Source organism: Roseateles sp. YR242 (assembly GCF_900109745.1).
In the GTDB taxonomy this organism is placed as follows: Bacteria; Pseudomonadota; Gammaproteobacteria; order Burkholderiales; family Burkholderiaceae_C; genus Roseateles.
Genome location: NZ_FOAV01000010.1, coordinates 193326 through 211320, shown reverse-complemented (window position 1 = coordinate 211320; position 17995 = coordinate 193326). Strand labels below are relative to the sequence as shown.

Below are 17995 nucleotides of genomic sequence, written 5' to 3'. Positions count from 1 at the left end.
ACACCAAGCAAAAGAGCAACACATGAAGAACTCCATCAATCACGCCTATCGCCTGGTCTGGAACGAGGCCACTGGCGCCTATGTGGCGGTGGCTGAAACCACCCGCGCCCGCGGCAAGCGCGCCTCCGGCGCCGTCCGCTGCGCCGCCGCAGCCCTGGTGCTGGGCCTGGCCGGACAGGCCGCGCTGGCGCTGGATGCCAGTACCTTGCCCACCGGCGGCAGCATCGCCGCCGGGGCGGCCACGCTGACGCAGAGCGGCAATGCACTGACGGTCAACCAGCAGACCCAGAAGCTGGTCATCAACTGGAACAGCTTCGATATCGGTTCCGCGTCGGGCGTCACCTTCACCCAGCCCTCCAGCTCGGCGATTGCACTGAACCGCGTCAACAGCGGCGTGCCCAGCCAGATCCAGGGTTCGCTGACCGCCAACGGCAATGTCTGGATCCTCAACAGCGCCGGTGTCATCTTCGGCAAGACGGCCCAGGTCAATGTGGGCGGCCTGGTGGCCAGCTCCCTGAACCTGTCGGACAACGACTTCCTCTCCGGCAACTACAGCTTCACCAGCAACGGCACGGCCGGTGCCGTGACCAACGCCGGCAGCATCAACGCGGCAGGTGGCGTGGTGGCGCTGATCGCACCGGTGGTGCGCAACAGCGGCAGCATCGCTGCCTCCAGCGTGGCGCTGGCGGCCGGTGACCAGGTCACGCTGGACTTCGGTGGTGACGGCCTGCTGGGCTTCACGATTGACCGTTCCACCCTGGACGCGCTGGTGGAAAACACCGGTAGCATCTCTGCCGACAGCGTCACGCTGAGTGCTCGCAGTGCCAGCACTGCCATGGCCACGGTGGTGAACAACGAAGGCGTGATCGAAGCGACCGGCCTGTCCGACAACGGCGGCCGCATTGTTCTGGACGGCGGCAGCAACGGTGCCGTCCATGTGTCCGGCACGCTGGACGCCAGCTCGGCCAGCGCCCAGGGCGGCAGCGTCACGGTGACCGGCCAGCAGATCACGCTGGATGGCGGCGCCACGCTGAATGCCAACGGCGCCACGGGCGGCGGCACCATCCTGGTGGGTGGCGGCTACCAGGGCGCCGACACCAGCCTGCTCAACGCCACCACGGTGAGCGCGGACAGCACGGTCAAGGCCACGGCCAGCGCCACGGACAACGGCAACGGCGGCCAGGTGGTGTTCTGGTCTGACGACACCACCCGGTTTGCCGGCCGTATCGAGGTGCGCGGCGGTGCGAATGGGGGTGATGGCGGCCAGGCCGAGGTGTCGGGCAAGCAATCGCTGAGCTACAGCGGTGTCACCGACGCACGCGCCGACAAGGGCAACACCGGCGACCTGCTGCTGGACCCTGCAACGGTCACCATCAGCGCCGGCAGCGGCACCGGCGACATCACCGGCAGCACGGTGTATGTGAACGACCTGGAAGCCCAGCTCGCCAACGTCACCCTGCAGGCCACTGGCAACATCACCTTTGCCGACCTGAACCTCAATGGCGGTGACGGGCATCTGACGATGGCCAACAACGTCAGCCTGCGCGTGGAAGCCGGCACCTCCGGCACCGGCGTCATTTCGTTCACCAACGCCGACAACACGGTGGAAGTGTTTGGCACCGGCAGCATCTACATGCAGGCGGGCAGCACGGGTTCCGGCACGCTCACCAACATCGCCAACCTGATCGCCTGGGGCGCGGGCACCAACCCCGCCACCCTGCCGACGCATTCGGTCACTTCGGTGGGCAGCGGCACGCCCGGTGCGGGCTCCATCACGCTTTACGGCGCGGACGGCGTCACGGTGGGCGGTTCGCTGACCACCAATGGCGGCTACGTGCGCATCTGGGCCGACTCGGACAACGCCAGCGGCGGCGGCCTCACCCTGTCGGCGCCGGTCACCACCAACGGCGGCAACCTGTACATCTCGGCCGGCACAGGCGAGATCTACCTGAACTCCAACATGACCTTGGGGAGCGGCCGCCTGTACTTCAAGGCCGACGGCAGCTACACCACCGGCACCCGTTACCTGGGTGGCGTGATCAGCGCCAGCGGTGACGTGGACATCGACTCGCCGTTCACCATGAATGCGGGCGCCAGCATCCTGACGGATGGCGTCATCACCTTCTCCAGCACGGTCGATCTCAATACCGGCAGCGGGGTGCTGACCCTGCGCGGCAGCGCGATCGACTTCACCGGCGCCACGCTGAACAACCTCAGCACGGCGTCGATCCGCCTGGAGCCCGGTGATGCGTCCACCAGCATGGTGCTGGGAGACACCACCGGTTTTGCCTCGGTGACCCAGCTCGCGATGCTGCAGGGCATCAAGAACCTGACCATCGGCCGTGAAGACGGCACCGGCACCATCACCCTGGCCAATGACTTCAGCTTCAGCGCCACCGGTGCGCTGGAACTGGTCAACAAGAACATCGACATCAGCGCCGGCACGCTGACCAACACCAGCGGCAATGTGACGCTGAGTGGCGACAACATCAACATCGTCAAGACCGTGACCGCCAATGGCGGCAACGGAACCGTGACGCTTCGCCAGGAAGGCGCCGGCACGGCGTTGCACCTGGGGTCCTCGCTGGCCAGCAGTTCCACCTCCGCCGTGAACGCAGCCACCCTGGTGATCGGCCGGGCGGATGGCGGCGATGTGGTGTTTGATGGCGACATCAGCACCAACGCCAGCTCCGTGCACATCATCAGTGGCGGCGCTGTGGAGGGCATCAATGGCGGTGTGGCCGCGACCAACCTCGCCGTGACGGCGGCGGACGGCGCCACGCTGACCAGCAGCACCTTCAACTTCAGCACGCTGGCGCTGAGCGTGGGCGGTGACACCACGGTAGCCACCGGGCTCAGCACCGGCTGGAACCTGGGCACGGTGGACGGCGTGAGCGGCCTGACCATTTCCACCAGTACCCCCACCACGGTGGCGCTGGTGTCCCAGGCCAGCCTGGGCCTGAACGCGGGCATCCAACTGGGCGGCGGTGATGCCACGCTCAACCTGCGGGCGTTGAGCTTTGACGCCACGGGGGCTTCCGTCAGCGGCCAGGGCCTGGCCACGGTGAGTTTTGACACCGTGGACCAAAGCCAGACCCTGACCGTGGGCGCTTCCACCAGCGCCCTGAGCCAGGCCTCGCTGGCCAAGTTCAATGGCGCACAGGACATCGTGATCGGCAGCGCCGGCACCACGGTCTCGGCCGAAGCCGCGCTGACCGCGACGGTGGGGCATGAGCTGTCCCTGGTGGGCGACTCGCTGAGCCTGCCGTATGCCGTCACCGCCAACGGTGGCAGCCTGCGCCTGAACTCGGCGGATGCCCTGGTGCTGAACGCCGCCCTCACGGCCGGTGACAGCGTCATCCTCCAGACGGCCGATCAGGACATCACCGGCAGCGCCGTGGTCACGGCCGCCACGCTGGCGATCGAAGCCGGCACCGGCAACGTGGCACTGACCGGCACGCAGCAGGTCAGCACTGTGGCCGCACAGGCGGGCTCGCTCACCCTGATCAACGGCAAGAGCCTGACGGTCGGGACCGTGGACGGCGTCAGCGGCGTCACGGTGGACAAGACGGTGGATCTGCGCCTGAGCGGCAGCACCTCCGACCTGACGCTGAATGAAGCGGTTCATGCCGCCAACAGTGGTGCCGCCACCACCGCCATCCTGCTGGCGGCCGGCCGCAACTTCATCAACAACGCCGGCTCAACGGCGCTGCAGGCTGACGCCGGCCGCTGGCTGGTGTACTCCACCACGCCGACCGACGACGTGCGTGGCGGCCTGACGCCCGACTTCAAGCAGTACCAGGCCACCACCGCCAGTACCGTGCTGGGCACCGGCAACGGTCTGCTCTACACCGTGGCGCCCACCGTCACGGTGAGCCTGACCGGTAGCATCAGCAAGGTCTATGACGGCACCTCGTCGGCCACCCTGGGCAGCGGCAACTTCACCAGCACCGGTGCGATCGATGGCGACACGGTGAGTTTTGCCGTGAGCGGCACCGCCGCCTATGCGGACAAGAATGTCGCCACTGGCAAGACGGTCAGCGTGGACGGCGTGGCCATCACCGGCGCCAGCGATGGCGGCGTGGTGGTGTACGGCTACACGCTGAACAACACCACCGCAAGCGGCGCCATCGGCACCATCACGCCCAAGACGGTCAGCGCCGCCACCGGCAGCGTGCAGGACAAGGTCTACGACGGCACGACCGCCGCGACCCTGGGCACGGTCACGCTGAGCGGCCTGGTGGCGGGCGACAGCGTCGCCGCCGGCGGCGGCACGGCCAGTTTCTCCGACAAGAACGTCGGCAGCGACAAGGCGGTGACGATCAGCGGCGTGGCCCTGACAGGCACGGACGCCGGCAACTACGTGTTCGACACCTCGGCGACGGCCAGCATCACCGCGCGTACCGTGACGGTGAGCGCTGATGTGGCCAACAAGGTCTACGACGGCACCACGGCGGCCACGCTCAATGGGGTCTCGCTGTCCAACGTCGTGGCTGGGGATGACCTGAGCGCCAGCGGCTCGGCCAGCTTCGCCAACAAGAATGCCGGTACCGGCAAGACGGTCAATCTGGACCTGCAGCTGAGCGGCAGCGATGCCGGCAACTACGTGTTCCAGACGGGCAGCCTGACGAGCACGGCCGATGTGTCGGCCAAGACCATCTCGGCCGGCGCGGTGGCCGTGACCACCAAGGTCTATGACGGCACCACGGTGGCCGTGGTCACCGGCGGCGCGCTCTCCGGCGTGGTGAGCGGCGACTCGGTCAGCACCACGCTGACGGGCAGCTATGACAACGCGGCGGTGGGGGTCTCCAAGGCCGTGACGGTGGGGCTGGGCCTGACCGGTGCTGACGCCGGCAACTACCAGCTTGCGACGACGCAGGTGTCGGCCCTCGGTTCCATCAGCCAGAACGCCGCCTCCGGCGCGCTGGACAGCCTGGTGGCCAAGGGTGGCGGCAGCAACGGCACGCAGGGGTCGGACAACACCACCGGCTCCGGCAATGGTGGCGGCCAGGGCGGCACCGGCTCCACGCTGCTGCCGGGCACGGCGGGCAGCACCGAGCTGTATGGCAACGGCGGTGGCGGCACGGGCAGCAATGCGGGTGGCACCAACGGTTCGTCGTCCAACGGCGCATCCGGCGGTGATGGCTCGGGTGGCAGCGCCACTTCGGGCGCCACCGGCAACGGCAGCGGCAACGGATCGTCTGGCACCGGCACCGGATCGGGCACAGGCTCCTCCAACGGCAACGGCAACGGCAACGGCAACGGCAACGGCGACGGCACGGGTACCGGCTCCTCCAGCGGTAACGGCACGGGCGCTAGCACCGGCACCGGCACCGAATCGGGCACCGGCACCGGTTCTTCCGGCGGCACTGGCACCGGAACAGGTAGCGGCACTGGCGCTGGCGAAGGTAGTGGCTCCAGCAATGCCTCCGGCTCTGGTTCTGGCTCTGGCTCCGGCAACGAATCCAGCTCCAACTCCAGCTCCAGCTACAGCGCTTCCAGCGGCAGCGGCAATGGCAATGGCAACGGTTCGACCTCCAGCGCGCTGGGCGATGGTGGTGCACAAGGCCAAGGCAGTGGCACTTCCCAGGGCTCGGCCGGTGGCAACACCACCGTGCAGTTGAGCACGGAAGGCGAGTTCCACACTGCCGATGGCGTGAGCATCAGCACCGCCAGCGGCTCCAGCGCCGGTTCCAACACGAGTTCCAGCGGCGCCGGCAATGGAAGCAGCGCCGGCACGGGTGACGGTTCGGGCACCGGCACGGGCAACAGCTCTGGCTCTAGCTCTAACTCTAGCTCTAGCTCTAGCACCGGCACCGGCACCGGCACCGGCACTGCTGGCAGTGGCGAAGGATCCGGTTCTGGCACTGGCTCCGCTAACGGCTCGGGCGCGGATACTGGTTCCGGCAACGGCAACGGCAACGGCAACGGCAACGGCAACGGCAACGGCAACGGCAACGGCAACGGCAACGGCAACGGCAACGGCGCGGGCAATGGTGGTGACGCCGTCACCGAGACCGTGCTGCCGATCTTCGTGGCCGGCGCGGACAATGGCCTGAGCTTCCAGGGCGAGTACCGCGTGGTGGACCAGGGCAGCAGCCTGTCGCTGCAACGGCAGAACGGTCAGCCGGGCGGACAGCCTCAGCTGAACGGGCCGACGAGCCTGCGTGCTCAGGCCTGGTTGCCTGTGGATGGCGGCGGCCGTGCCCTGATGCAGCTGACGCTGCTGGCTGATGGCACGCTGCTGGTGCAAGCCCCGGACACGCTGGCCGGCATGAGCCGCGACACGCTGAGCGCCTATGCGCTGAGCGCGTTGAAGGCCGGCACCGGCGTGGGTGTGAACAAGGTGCGCGCGGTGGTGCTGCGCTTTACCGCCGCACAATAAGCCGGGCCGACGGAAACCGCCTACGGAGACTGAATACGTAGACCGCCTACGTAGACTGAATACGTAGACCGCCTACGTAGACTGAATACGTAGACCGTATAGGGAGGGCGAACCGGGAGGGCCGCGCAAGCGATCCGCCTTGTTCGGGCGTCCCGAGCCCCTGTGCCGTTGTCGGCCCAGGGGCTTCTTCATTTCCGGCCTGTCATTTCCGACCTGTCGTTTCTTGCCTGTATTGGCAGACAAGGTCGGAATCTGTATGGGCTGCCCCCCGCTTGTTGCTGGCATAGTCAGCTCAAGAGGACCTCTGAAGCCATTCCCCAGGCGTTGCGGCCGTCCGCGTCAGCCTTGGGACACCGGCAGAAGTCCTGAGCCCCCTTCAATGCCTCCCCAGGCGCCGCCATGACGCTTTCGTTTCGCCACTTCCTGCTTGCCCTTGCCGTTGTCGCCATCTGGGGCAGCAACTTCGTGGTGATCCGCTGGGGCCTCAATGCCTTTCCGCCGCTGCTGTTTGCAGCGCTGCGCTTCACGCTGGCCACCGTGCCGGCCATCTTCCTGCTGCCCCGGCCCAAGGTCGGCTGGGGCAACCTGGCGGCGTACGGCGCGTTGGTGGGAGTGGGGCAGTTCAGTCTGCTTTATCTGGCGATGGGGTCCCGGATCTCGCCGGGGCTGGCCTCGCTGGTGATCCAGACCCAGGTGTTCTTCACCCTGCTGCTGGCCATGCGGACCAGCGGCGAACGCGTACAGCCCTTCCAGTGGCTGGCCTTGCTGATGGCCGCCTGCGGCATCGGCGTGATCGCCTCCCATACCGACGGCTCCACCACCGTGCTGGGGCTGGCCATGGTGCTGCTGGCAGCCTTGTGCTGGGCCAGCGGCAATGTGGTGGGCAAACGGGCCGTGGGCGTGAACATGCTGGCCTATGTGGTCTGGAGCAGTGCGGTTGCGGCGCCCGTGTTGCTGGCCCTGTCCTTCGCCATCGAGGGGCCGGCGCGTATCGGCGAGGCCTTCAGCCATGCGACGCTGGGCGCCTGGGGCGCCGTGGTCTGGCAGGCCGGTGCCAATACGTTGTTCGGGTATGGCGCCTGGAGCTGGCTGCTCTCGCGCCACCCGGCGGCCACCGTGGTGCCGATGGCCCTGCTGGTGCCCGTGTTCGGCATGAGCTGCTCTGCCCTGCTGCTGGGTGAGGGGCTGCCGCTCTGGAAGCTGGCCGCCGCCGCACTGGTGATCAGCGGCCTGGCCATCAATTTGCTGTGGCCCCGGTTGCGCGCCGCCTGGCGGCTTCGCTCCGCCTGAGAGGGGCGGGGACGGTGCGCCAGGCGCCGATGCTCGCCCTGGGTCCGGGACTGACCCGGGGCCTGACTCTGGGCCAGATCCTGGGCGTGATCCTGGGCGTGATCCTGGGTGCAACCGTGGGTCTGGCGCCGCAGGCCAGCCACGCCGAGCGCGCACCGGACCCCGTGTCCGCGAGACCGGCGACGTCACCGCCATCGCCACCACCGTCGCCACCTTCAGCGCCTTTTCCTGCCGCTCGTTCCTCCCTCCCGTCCGCGCGGCCTGCTGCTACCCCTACTGCTTCCCCTTCCGCACGCGACCAGGAAATCACCAGTTGCCGGCCCGGCGAATGGACGACCTGGGGTGATGGTCGCGACCGCGCGGCCGTGTCCAGCCCCCTGCAGTTCATCTACCGCCATGAGGGAGCGCCAGCCTGGTTTGACCCCGTCCAGGTGCTGGAACTGGCCCGGCGTGCGGCCCAGGCCTGGGCCGGCTGCGGTGTTGCAGCCACGGTGCAGCCCCTGCGCCGGAGCCAGGCCGCGCCGGAGGAAGTGATCCAGATCCTGTGGAGCGACACCGGCAGCCAGGGCCAGTTCGGCCTGGCGAATGTGCCGGTGCGTACGCTGTCGCTGGGGCCCGGTGTGTTCCGCCTGCTGCGGGAGCGCAACCCACGGTATCCGGCCGAGCAGACGCTGCAGATGGTGCTCTCCCATGAAATGGGGCACTTCTATGGGCTGATGGCCCACTCCCGCCGGTGTGTGGACGTGATGTCCTACTACGACAACGGCAAGGGCCAGCGCTGCACCCTGCGCGAGGCATCGGCCTGGGGCAGCGTGGTGGAATACCGCTCGATGCTGCCGACCGCCTGCGACATCGAGCGATGCCGGGCGTTGAATGGGGCTGCTGCGCTGCGGCATTAAACCAGGGCCGGCGAACCACCGTAGCGCGCTTGCAGGCGTATGCTGACGGCATGAACACGAACCGGCGATGGACCTTGCGCCTGCTCGGCGCGCCAATGATGGGCTCGACGGCCATGGTGGCGGCCCTGGTGATGGCGTCGCCCACGGCTCATGCGCAGCCGCCACGCCAGAACCTCTGGGTGGAGTTGCGCTGGGTGGCGCAGGAACTCAGCGGTGCGGCAGCGGCCGGCGTGCGGGACGGCAGCGTGGTCGTCAGCACCGGCGGTTCGGTCTCGCCGCGCGGCGGCGTGACGGTGAGCACCGAACGCAGCAGTCAGCGTGAACAGGCCTTGCCCCGGCTGATGATGCTCAACGGCCAGCAGGCTTCAGTCAGCCTGAACGAAGTGACACCCATGCAATGGGTGGACGTGGGCATGGAGCGCCAGCAGGGTCGAGAAGACCGGTTCTATGTGACGCCACGCCAGGGCGTGGCGGAACGCACCCGGAGCGTGACCGTGAAACCGATCTGGCCGGGCGGCCGCCAGCCAGTGACGGTGGAGGTACGTACCCAGGAGCAGACCACCCGGCCCAATGGCCAGCAGGACCCGTCCTCCTCACGTCCTCCGGGCGCATCCGAAGATGCGAATGTGCTGAGCACCGTGCAGGTGCCGCTGGGCCAGTGGGTCACCATCGCGCGCACCGGCAGCTACTACGCGGGCAGCCCGAGCCATCAATACAGCACCCGGGACGCTGAAGTGCAGCGCACCAGGGAACTGCAGGTGCGGGTGGACCTCGCGCCCTGAGCTCGCCACGGCGGCATGGCGACACTCGGGGACGTCTGCATCAGTCCCGCGAGTTTGTTGTGGAGCGAGCGTCCCTCGTCAAGGCCGTGTCGGCCAGGCTGCGACGGTGAGGCGAACCATCTTGCCAAATACCAATAGGCCAAACCTCGTAGATTGGTATTTGAGTGGTATCTGTTTTGAGGTAGGCTAGCCGCTTCGACCCAGCTTTGGAGCTGCCGCCCATGTCCCGCCGCCACCTGTTCTCCCTTCTCGCCGTGTGTTGCTTCTCTGGCGGATGGTTGACGGCGGGGCCAGCGCTTGCTGCGGATCCCTCGCCATCGCCCAACATCTCCAACGCCGCCCCGGCTGTGTTCGCCCCAGCGGTGGCCTCCCCGACCGCGTTGTTCAGCGGCAAGCACCGGCCTTTCCAGCGCCAGCGCGGCGGAGGGTCGGGCGGTAGGGGCGATGGGGACGGCGATGGGGACGGCGATGTCGTCGGCGTATACGTGCCCAACTGGATGGCGCCCGAATTGATCGAGCAAGTGCCTCCCGGCAACCTGACCCATGTGCTCTATGCCTTCCTGCGCATCTGCGGACCGGGCCAACTGCCCAAGGACGCCCAGACCTGCCAGGGGCGTGCGGATTTCGAGCTGGCGGTGAGCCCGCTGGAGCAGCGCTTCAACCAGGTCTTCACCCGCTACAAGCAGCGGGCCCCGAGCTTGAAGATCGTGGCCTCGGTGGGGGGCTGGGGTGGGTCGGATCCGTTCTTCCACCTGGCCAATGACCCGGCGCGGCGCGCGGTATTCGTGGCCTCGGTGCAGCGCTTCCTCCGGGATCACCCCGCCTTCGACGGTATCGATATCGACTGGGAGCACCCGGGCGATAACGGGTCTTCCAACGGTGTGGCCCTGGGCAGCTCGCAGGATGGGCAGGGTTATGCGGATCTGATGACGGACCTGCGGCAGTCCGTGGATGCTCTGGGGAAGGAGCGCGGCCGCCGGTATCTCGTGACCACGGCGGTGAACACCACCAGCACGGTGGTGAACCGCATCAACTTCCGGCAGGCGGCTCAGGCGCTGGATCTGGTGTTCATGATGAGCTACGACTTCTACGGTGGTTGGTCCGCGTCGGCCGGCCATCACAGCACGCTGATGAGTTCGTCGCCAGAAGCTGATGACAGCCTCACCCGGTCCATTCGCAACCTCACGGAAGCAGGGGTACCGGCCGCCAAGATGGTGGCCGGGGTGGCGATGTATGGGCGCGGGTTCACGGGTGTCGCGGCGCCACGCACGGGGGCGGCGAAGACGGGGACCTTTCCGGGGCCGGAAGGGGCGATGCCGTATCGGGACATCGCGGGGCGCTTGCTGGATGGGCAGGGGCGGGGGAAGGCGGGGTACGAGGCGGTATGGGACCCGCAGACACAGGCGTGGTCGCTCTTCAATGCCCGCCGGCAGGAATGGCTGGGTTACGACGACCCTCGTGCGGTGGTGGCAAAGGCGCAGGCGGCGCGTGCGAAGGGGCTGGCCGGGGTGTTTGCCTGGGAGTTGAGCCAGGACAACGGGGATGTGCTGAACGCGATGAATCTGGGGATGGGGAGGGTACGGGCCGTGCAGAATGAACCCGTGCGGTAACCCGCAGCAGCGCCAGGGCGCCTACCATCATGACCATGACTGCATCCCTCTCGACGCCATCCACGGCTTCCATGTCTTCCGATCCCTCCGCCCTCATGGAGGCCGATTCATCGTCGCTGGCTGCCTCAAGCGCGCCGGAGCCGCGGGTCACCGATGTCGCCGGCCAAAGGCTGCGCATCGCGTTGATCGCCCACGATGGGAAAAAGGACGAGATGGTCCTGCTGGCCACCGAGTTCGCAGAGCTGCTGAAGCAGTGCGACCTGGTGGCCACAGGGACCACCGGTACACGCCTGCATGCAGAGGTGGGGCTGGAGGTGGAACGGATGCTGTCCGGACCATTCGGCGGGGACCTGCAGATCGGCGCCCGGCTGGCCGTGGGGGGCGTGGACGCGGTGGTGTTCCTGCGGGATCCGATGACGCCGCAGCCGCATGAACCCGATATCAATGCGCTGGTGCGGGCGTGCGATGTGCACGACGTGCCTTGTGCGACGAATGTGTCGAGTGCGAGGTTGTTGTTGCGGGGGTTGACGATCTAAGGCGGGGTGCTGGGTGCTGGGTGCTGGGTGCTGGGTGCCGTTAACCGTCGGGGTTAGCGGTTAACGACCTGCCAGGACGCCGCGGAGCCAGAAGGCTTGGGGGCCCTTTTCCTCCATGTCCCTTCTGTCCCGCTCCGCGGGCCATTCATTCCTTGACTTACGGAAAAGGGCCCCCAAGCCTCCTGGCTCCAAACACCGAGTACACCCCCACCCCGCCACCCCGCCACCCCACCACCCCCACTCCGCCACCCCGCCACCCCGCGACCCCGCCACCCCGCCACCCCGCCACCCCGCGACCCCGCCACCCCCGGGCGCCCCTGTGGTGATGTTTATCGGGACAACGGCAACGGATAACTCGCCAGGCTGGCATGGCCAGCCTTGGAGAGGGCCTGGATGCCGAAAATGAGGTTGTCCTTGGAGAGCGGCAAAGTCACCCGCGTGACCATGCCCACATCCTTGGCGCCCTCCCACTGCTGAATGCCGCTGCGGCGCCAGACGACGCGATAACCGGCCAGCTGAGGATCAGCGCTCGCCGTCCATTGCAAGGTGGTGTCGTTGGTGAGCTCGCGTGCATCGATTCGCGCATCCTTCACCGGCGAAGGCGCCCAGGCCAATGTGGCCAGCCCCACCAGGTTCACACGGGCCACATCGGCCACATAACCGAAGTCAACGAATTCGGGCAGGTCCCCATAGACCACACCCCCTTCGGTGCGCAAATCCTGATGCTGGTGACGGAAGTCCTCAAAAGGCTCGGAAATGCGCACGGCCGCATAACCGCGCTCCAGGAAAGGCAGGTGATCACCACCCCGCAGATAACGGTCGCGCCGCTCGATCAGGTCCACACTGAAGCCCGGCAGATACCGCTCGCCCTGGGCCTTGAGATGCCGCCCGAATTGCTGCGTGGGCAAGTCATCACCACCACCCGCCACCGCCAACGGCTGGAGCTGGGAGCGGATGGCCGCGTTGGTGTTGACCTCGTCATCACTGGGCGGACGATTGCTGCCGGTGTTCACCAACTGGCGCAGCACCGGGTCGAAGCCGTCCGCAAAAAGCCGCAGACGCTTCGGGTCGTGCTGACCACCATCCCCATGCGAACTGCCAATGATGTCGTTGGTGATCATGCCCTCGACATTGAGGTTGCGCGCACGCGCCCGACGCGCCCATTCCTGTGCGCCCAACAAACCCTGCTCCTCACCCGGCACCGCCATGAAGACCAAGGTGGCATCAAAGTTCTGCCGGGCCATCGCGCAGGCCATCTCCATCACCGCCGCCGTGCCGGAGGCATCATCATTGGCCCCAGGCGCCTCGCCCTTGGCGTCCATGACATCCGTGTTGCGTGAGTCGTAATGGCCACTGACCACCAGCACACGCTCACGCGGCGTACCCGCCGAAGCACCCGGCAAGGTGGCCACCACGTTGACCAGTTCCGTCGGCTGGCTCAGGCGCCGGCCCGCTGGTTCGATGAAAGCCTCCATCGTGACTTGCAGGCGCCCACCCGTGCGCGCACTGCAGTCCTTCAACTGGCGCTCGATCCAGCGCCGCGCAGCCCCAATGCCGCGGGTGTCGCTCTTGGTGTCCGACGCGGTGTGGCGCGTGCCAAAGGCCGCCAAGGTGCGGATGTGCTGCGCGATTCGCGCCGCCGAGACGTCCGCCAGCATGGGCGCCACGCGCGGGTCCAGCGGGTCCGCCGCATTGGGCTTGAAGCCGGCCGAGTTCTGCGCCTGCGCCGTGGCAGACAGCAGCAGGGCAACAGTCAGAGCGGCCGCTTGGGCCAGAGTGTGTGGTCGCATGAGCAGAAGTGGAAGAAAGGTGGGGGGGCTTGAAGGGGAATGGCAGGGGGAGTGGCTGGGCCGGCGGTTCGGGAACGGGCCCGTACTTGCTCAGCGCCAGTCCGTATCATCGGCATCGACAAGACGGCCGCGATCAGCGGACGAATCCTGAGGGAGGAAGCAGTGAATCTGCACGAGCAGTTGTACCAATGGACGGCCCGTAGCGGCCTGGATGCGCGCAGCGCCAGCCGCTTGTGGGCGCTCAGCGGCGCCGGCCAGCCGCCCGCTGACCTGTGGACCCTGCTGCGGCGCGGCGCGGGCGCGCTGGCCGCCGCACTGATCGGCTTCGGCGTGATCCTGTGGGTCGCCGCCAATTGGGACACCCTGGGCCGGCCCACGCGTTTCGCGCTGCTGCAGGCCCTGCTGATCGTCAGCCTGGCGGGCGCCGCCGCCCAGCCGTCCTGGCGCCGCCCGTTGGGCCTGCTGGCCTTCCTGACGCTGGGCGGTCTGCTGGCCTTCTTCGGCCAAACCTACCAGACCGGCGCCGATGTCTGGACCCTGTTTGCACTCTGGGCCGGGCTGTCGCTGCCGCTGGCCCTGGCCGTCCGCTCCGACCTGGTCTGGACCCCCTGGACGGTGGTGGCCGGCCTGGCCATCTTTCTCTGGACACAGACCGCCAGCGGCCATGGCTGGCGCTTCGACCGGGAGACGCTGCCCGTGCACGCCATCGGGCTGTGCGCCAGCGTGGCGCTGAACCTGGCGCTGGCGCGCCGCGCCAGCGTGTGCGGGCAGCCCTGGGCCTGGCGGATGTCGGTGGTCTCGGCCACCTTCCTGGCCACGTGGCTGGGCGTCGGCGCGCTGTTCACCCGGCATGTGCCGCCGCAGTACGTGATGTCGCTGGTGGTACTGGCCATCGCCATGGGCCTGGCCTGGTGGCGGCGGGAGGTCTACGCCATGAGCGTGCTGGCGCTGGCCATGAACATCCTGCTGGTAGGCCGCGTGGCCCATCGGATCCCGTTCAATTCACTGTGGGACATGCTGTTCACCGGACTGTTCGCTGCCGCACTGCTGGCTGCTACCGTGCAGCTGATCCTGCGCCGGGTGCGTGCCGTGGAGGTGCAGGCATGAACACCGACTGGATCCAGCAGGCCCGGGTGCAGGGCCTGATCAGACCGGAGCTCAGCATTACGCCTGCACGGCCCTGGCCGGTGGTGCTGTTGACCGGGCTGGCGGCGTGGCTGGCCGTGCCGCCCCTCTTGTTTGCCTTGTATCTGCTCTTTGGCGAGAGCTGGACACATGGGCCGCTGGACTATGTCGTGGGCCTGCTGCTGGCCGGGCTTGCCGTGGTGCTGCTGCGTGGCCGTGGCCGCGCGCTGTTCCTGGAACAGCTGGGCCTGCCGCTGCTGCTGACCGGCCTGATCAGCCTGGGCCATGCGCTGGACCGCGACCTGACGGAGATGCAGGCCGAGGCCATCGGGCTGCTGATGACGGGCGGGCTGATCGTGGCGCTGCCGGCCTCCTGGCTACGCCAGTTGCTGGGCGCTGCCGCAGCAGTGCTGACCACCTTGCTGCTGTGGCATGTCGTGAAGCATGACTCCCCCCGCCTGGTGTGGGGCCTGAGCCATGTCGTCGGCCTGGTGGCCCTGTTGCTGATGGGGGTGCAGCATCGAGCCGGCCAGGACGCCCGCGAGGCCTCACTGGCGGCGCTGCTGGAGCCGGTGCTCGCCGGCTGGTGGGTGGTCGTGCTGGGGCTGTTGGTGTGGAGTGCGGGCCCGACCTTCCTGGTCGCGGCCGGGCTGGTGGATGTGTGGGGGTATCGCGCCCCCGTGAGTGGTGCGGCTGGGACGGTGGACTGGGCCGGTCTGGGCATGGCCGGCGTGTCTGCCTTGCTGGTGCTGGTCGGGGCCTGGACCTTGCAAAGGGCCTGGCGGCCCGCTCAGCCGTGGCGGCTGGTGCCACCCGTGGTGGTGCTGGCGGGCTTGGCCACGCAGATGCCTGCGCTGGGCGCCAGCCTGGTCTTGCTGGCGCTGATGCTGGCCACGCGGCGTTGGCGCCTGGCCTTGCTGGCCGCGGCGGCTGGGCTGTGGGTGCTGGGCAGCTTCTATCACGACTGGCGGCTGCCGTTGCAGGAGAAGGCGCTGGTGCTCGTGGCGGCGGGCGCACTGATGGCGGCATGGGCCCGTTGGATGGCCAGACCTGGCGCAGCGGTGGATGACGCGGACCAGGACCATGAGGAGGTGGCGCTGGGTGTCGAGTCCGCCGGTATTCCGCTGGATGGTGTTCCCGACGTGGCCGCCTGGGATGCCGCGGTGGGGCGAGCTGCACGTGCCGCCGCGAAAGGCGCGCCTGCTGACGGCGCGCGATGGGCGTTGACGGCATTGCTGGCCTTCGGCGTTCTGAGCGTGGTGGTGGTCAACCTGCTCATCTATCAGAAGGAGCAATTGATTCGGGAGGGCCGCCCGGTCTTTGTTCGATTGGGCCCAGTGGACCCGAGGTCCCTGATGCAGGGTGATTACATGCAGCTGAGCTACACCTTGCCGGGCCTGGGATGGCTGTCGGTGTCGGGGCGGCCGATGTGGGGGGCACGCCCGATGGTGGCGGTGCGGCTGGACGAGCGCGGCATTGTCCAGTCGCCCCGGATGCTCAAGCCTGGTGAGGCACTGCCGGCCGGCATGGTGCCTCTGCAACTGACGCCGACGCGCAGCGGCTGGACCTTGGTGACAGATGCCTGGTACTTCCGTGAAGGTGAAGGCGGACGCTGGGCGCCCGCGCGCTACGGCGAATTCCGCCTGCTTCCCGACGGCCGCGCCCTCCTGGTCAACCTGGTCGGCGAAGACCTGAAACCCCTTTGAATCCCTGACCTTGTGACAAAGCCTTCCGCCAGGGCACCTCTATGCATCGAGTCGCGCCGAACGCGCGCAGCGCTGTTCAAGCGGGGCTGTGATTAGCGAGGAGGGCCACCGCCGGGCCGCCCCAAGGTGGCCCGCAGCCCCCTCGGGGGGCGGGCTGACCGGGCCTTAGGCCCGGTCAGCCGGGGGCTCCATCAAATCCACCAGTTCGCGGGCAAATTCGAGGGCTTCTTCGGCGGTGGCAAAGTAGTACTCGCCGCCCAAGTCGGCGACGTCACCCTCCGGGCCCACATGCACCACGGACCAGCCTTCGGCGCCACCGCCAATGGCGCATACGCCGAAACTGCCCGGGGCCAGGTCCTTGGCAGACCCGGAGGTGATGAAGATGTCTTTGCCCCGATGGGCGTAATAACGTTTGAGCACGAGGAGCTTTGATGAAAGCAATCTGGAACGGCGAAGTGATCGCCGAGAGCAACGACACCGTGGTGGTGGAAGGCAACCACTATTTCCCCACCGCGTCCCTGAAGCGGGAGTACACCACCTTCAGCAACCACCGCACGAGCTGCCCGTGGAAGGGCCAGGCTCACTACTTTAGCCTGCTGGTGAACGGCGACATGAACCCGGATGCCGTCTGGTACTACCCGGAGCCCAGCGAGGCCGCCGCCGAGATCAAGGATCGGGTGGCCTTCTGGAAGGGCGTGCAGATCGTGGAATGACGCCGGGCACCGGCACGCCGGCTCAGCTGTCCCGCGGCCACAGCACCCACAAGCGCAGCGGCTGCTTCATGCGGCCCGCCTGCGCCTCGGCCTGTTCACCCCAGCCCCAGAAGAAGTCGGCCCGTACGGCGCCCGTGATGGCCGCGCCCGTGTCCTGGGCCATGACCAGGCGGCGCAGCGGGGTGGTGGACAAGGGCTCGGTGGTGTCCAGCCAGACCGGCGTGCCGAACGGGATGCTGGCCTTGTCCACCGCGATGGAGCGGCCCGGTGTCAGTGGCACGCCCTGGCCCCCCTTGGGGCCCGCTGCGGGGTCCAGCAGCGGCTCCTCCCGGAAGAACACATAGCGCGGGTTGGCCCACAACGCCTCCTTCAGGCGTTGCGGATTTCGCCGTGCCCACTCCTTGATCAACGGCCATGAGGCCTCGCCCGGGCGCAATTCCCCCTGCGCCACCAGCCACTGCCCGACGGACTTGTAGGGTTGCTCATTGTGGGCGGCAAAGGACAGGCGCACCCAGCGGCTGCTGCCGTCCGCCTCGGTTACCTTGAGGCGGCCACTGCCCTGGATCTGCATCACCAGTGCATCCAGCGGGTCCTGCACCCAGGCCAGGCTGAACCGGTTGAGCCGGGTGGTGCTCTCGATCTGCTGGCGCGTGTCGTAGGGCTTGCGCGGCACCAGGTCCTGAGGCGGCGCCAGCAGCGGCACCCGATAGTCCCCATCCGTTTGCCGACGCGCTTCCAGCTGCGGCTCGTAATAGCCGGTGGCCAGTCCGTTGGCATCACCGTCCAGCGACTCCACCCGGTAGGGCTGCAGATGCTTCATCAGCCAGGTGGCGGCCACCCAGTCGTCGGTGGGACGCAGGCGCAGGGCGGCTGCGCACAGCGAGTTCCAGCCCGGCATGGGCCGCTCGCAGCCGCGCAACAGGGCCGGCCACCATTCCAGCGCACGGTCCTGGCCCCAGCCGGGCAGCTCGTTCCACTCGGCCTCCACCCAGCGTGCACGTTCGCGTGCGAGCGTGCGCCGCGGCGTGCCGTCGGTCTCGCCATTGAGCAGGCGGGCCGGGTCCACCGGCGGGCGGGCCGTGGAGGCCGGCAGTGATGACGGCCAGGGCGATGGCGGTGGGGTACCGGGCCGCGGCGCCGGCATGCCGGGTGCGGGCGT

At 68.0% G+C, this 17995-nt stretch carries 12 protein-coding genes; 9 read left to right on the top strand and 3 right to left on the bottom strand.

Features of this window, described 5'->3' with window-relative positions:
• Positions 1-22 precede the first annotated feature (22 nt).
• The 6 genes from BMY53_RS18510 to BMY53_RS18485 all read left to right on the top strand — a co-directional run bounded on the left by BMY53_RS18510 (position 23) and on the right by BMY53_RS18485 (position 11502).
• The gene (locus BMY53_RS18510) at positions 23-6385 is read left to right on the top strand and encodes a YDG domain-containing protein (protein ID WP_092947956.1); all 6363 of its coding nucleotides are present in this window, start codon (positions 23-25) and stop codon (positions 6383-6385) included.
• Positions 6386-6784: 399 nt separating this feature from the next.
• Positions 6785-7675, top strand: coding sequence for an EamA family transporter (locus BMY53_RS18505; protein WP_092947955.1), 891 nt, complete (start codon positions 6785-6787; stop codon positions 7673-7675).
• Positions 7676-7704: 29 nt separating this feature from the next.
• Positions 7705-8574, top strand: a complete 870-nt coding sequence (locus BMY53_RS25495; protein WP_143074136.1) for a hypothetical protein — start codon at positions 7705-7707, stop codon at positions 8572-8574.
• A gap of 50 nt (positions 8575-8624) precedes the next feature.
• A complete protein-coding gene (locus tag BMY53_RS18495; RefSeq protein WP_143074135.1) occupies positions 8625-9356 on the top strand; it encodes a hypothetical protein in 732 nt (243 codons plus the stop codon).
• 221 nt (positions 9357-9577) lie between these two features.
• Positions 9578-10966 (top strand): glycoside hydrolase family 18 protein, encoded by a 1389-nt coding sequence (locus BMY53_RS18490; protein WP_143074134.1) that lies wholly within the window; start codon positions 9578-9580, stop codon positions 10964-10966.
• A 212-nt stretch (positions 10967-11178) separates the two neighbouring features.
• The gene (locus BMY53_RS18485; protein ID WP_255370276.1) at positions 11179-11502 is read left to right on the top strand and encodes a methylglyoxal synthase; all 324 of its coding nucleotides are present in this window, start codon (positions 11179-11181) and stop codon (positions 11500-11502) included.
• 329 nt (positions 11503-11831) lie between these two features.
• Here BMY53_RS18485 and BMY53_RS18480 read toward each other — a convergent pair whose 3' ends face one another.
• Positions 11832-13292 carry a M28 family metallopeptidase gene (locus BMY53_RS18480; protein WP_092947951.1) on the bottom strand — a complete coding sequence of 487 codons (1461 nt, stop codon included), beginning with the start codon at positions 13290-13292 and terminating at the stop codon, positions 11832-11834.
• A gap of 162 nt (positions 13293-13454) precedes the next feature.
• On the opposite strand from BMY53_RS18480, the gene BMY53_RS18475 reads away from it, so the two are divergent.
• Both BMY53_RS18475 and BMY53_RS18470 read left to right on the top strand, forming a co-directional pair.
• The gene (locus BMY53_RS18475; RefSeq protein ID WP_177200946.1) at positions 13455-14399 is read left to right on the top strand and encodes a DUF2157 domain-containing protein; all 945 of its coding nucleotides are present in this window, start codon (positions 13455-13457) and stop codon (positions 14397-14399) included.
• Positions 14396-16123: a GDYXXLXY domain-containing protein gene (locus BMY53_RS18470; RefSeq protein ID WP_092947949.1), complete on the top strand. Its 1728-nt coding sequence runs from the start codon at positions 14396-14398 to the stop codon at positions 16121-16123. Before BMY53_RS18475 ends, BMY53_RS18470 begins: the two co-directional genes overlap by 4 nt.
• Positions 16124-16288: 165 nt before the next feature.
• Here BMY53_RS18470 and BMY53_RS18465 read toward each other — a convergent pair whose 3' ends face one another.
• Entirely contained in the window at positions 16289-16543 is a 255-nt protein-coding gene (locus tag BMY53_RS18465; protein WP_092947948.1) for a hypothetical protein, read from the bottom strand.
• A gap of 11 nt (positions 16544-16554) precedes the next feature.
• On the opposite strand from BMY53_RS18465, the gene BMY53_RS18460 reads away from it, so the two are divergent.
• Positions 16555-16836 (top strand): DUF427 domain-containing protein, encoded by a 282-nt coding sequence (locus tag BMY53_RS18460; protein ID WP_092947947.1) that lies wholly within the window; start codon positions 16555-16557, stop codon positions 16834-16836.
• Positions 16837-16858: 22 nt separating this feature from the next.
• Here BMY53_RS18460 and BMY53_RS18455 read toward each other — a convergent pair whose 3' ends face one another.
• Complete coding sequence (locus BMY53_RS18455) at positions 16859-17980, bottom strand: murein transglycosylase A (protein ID WP_310732124.1); 1122 nt, start codon at positions 17978-17980, stop codon at positions 16859-16861.
• Between the last annotated feature and the right edge of the window lie 15 nt (positions 17981-17995).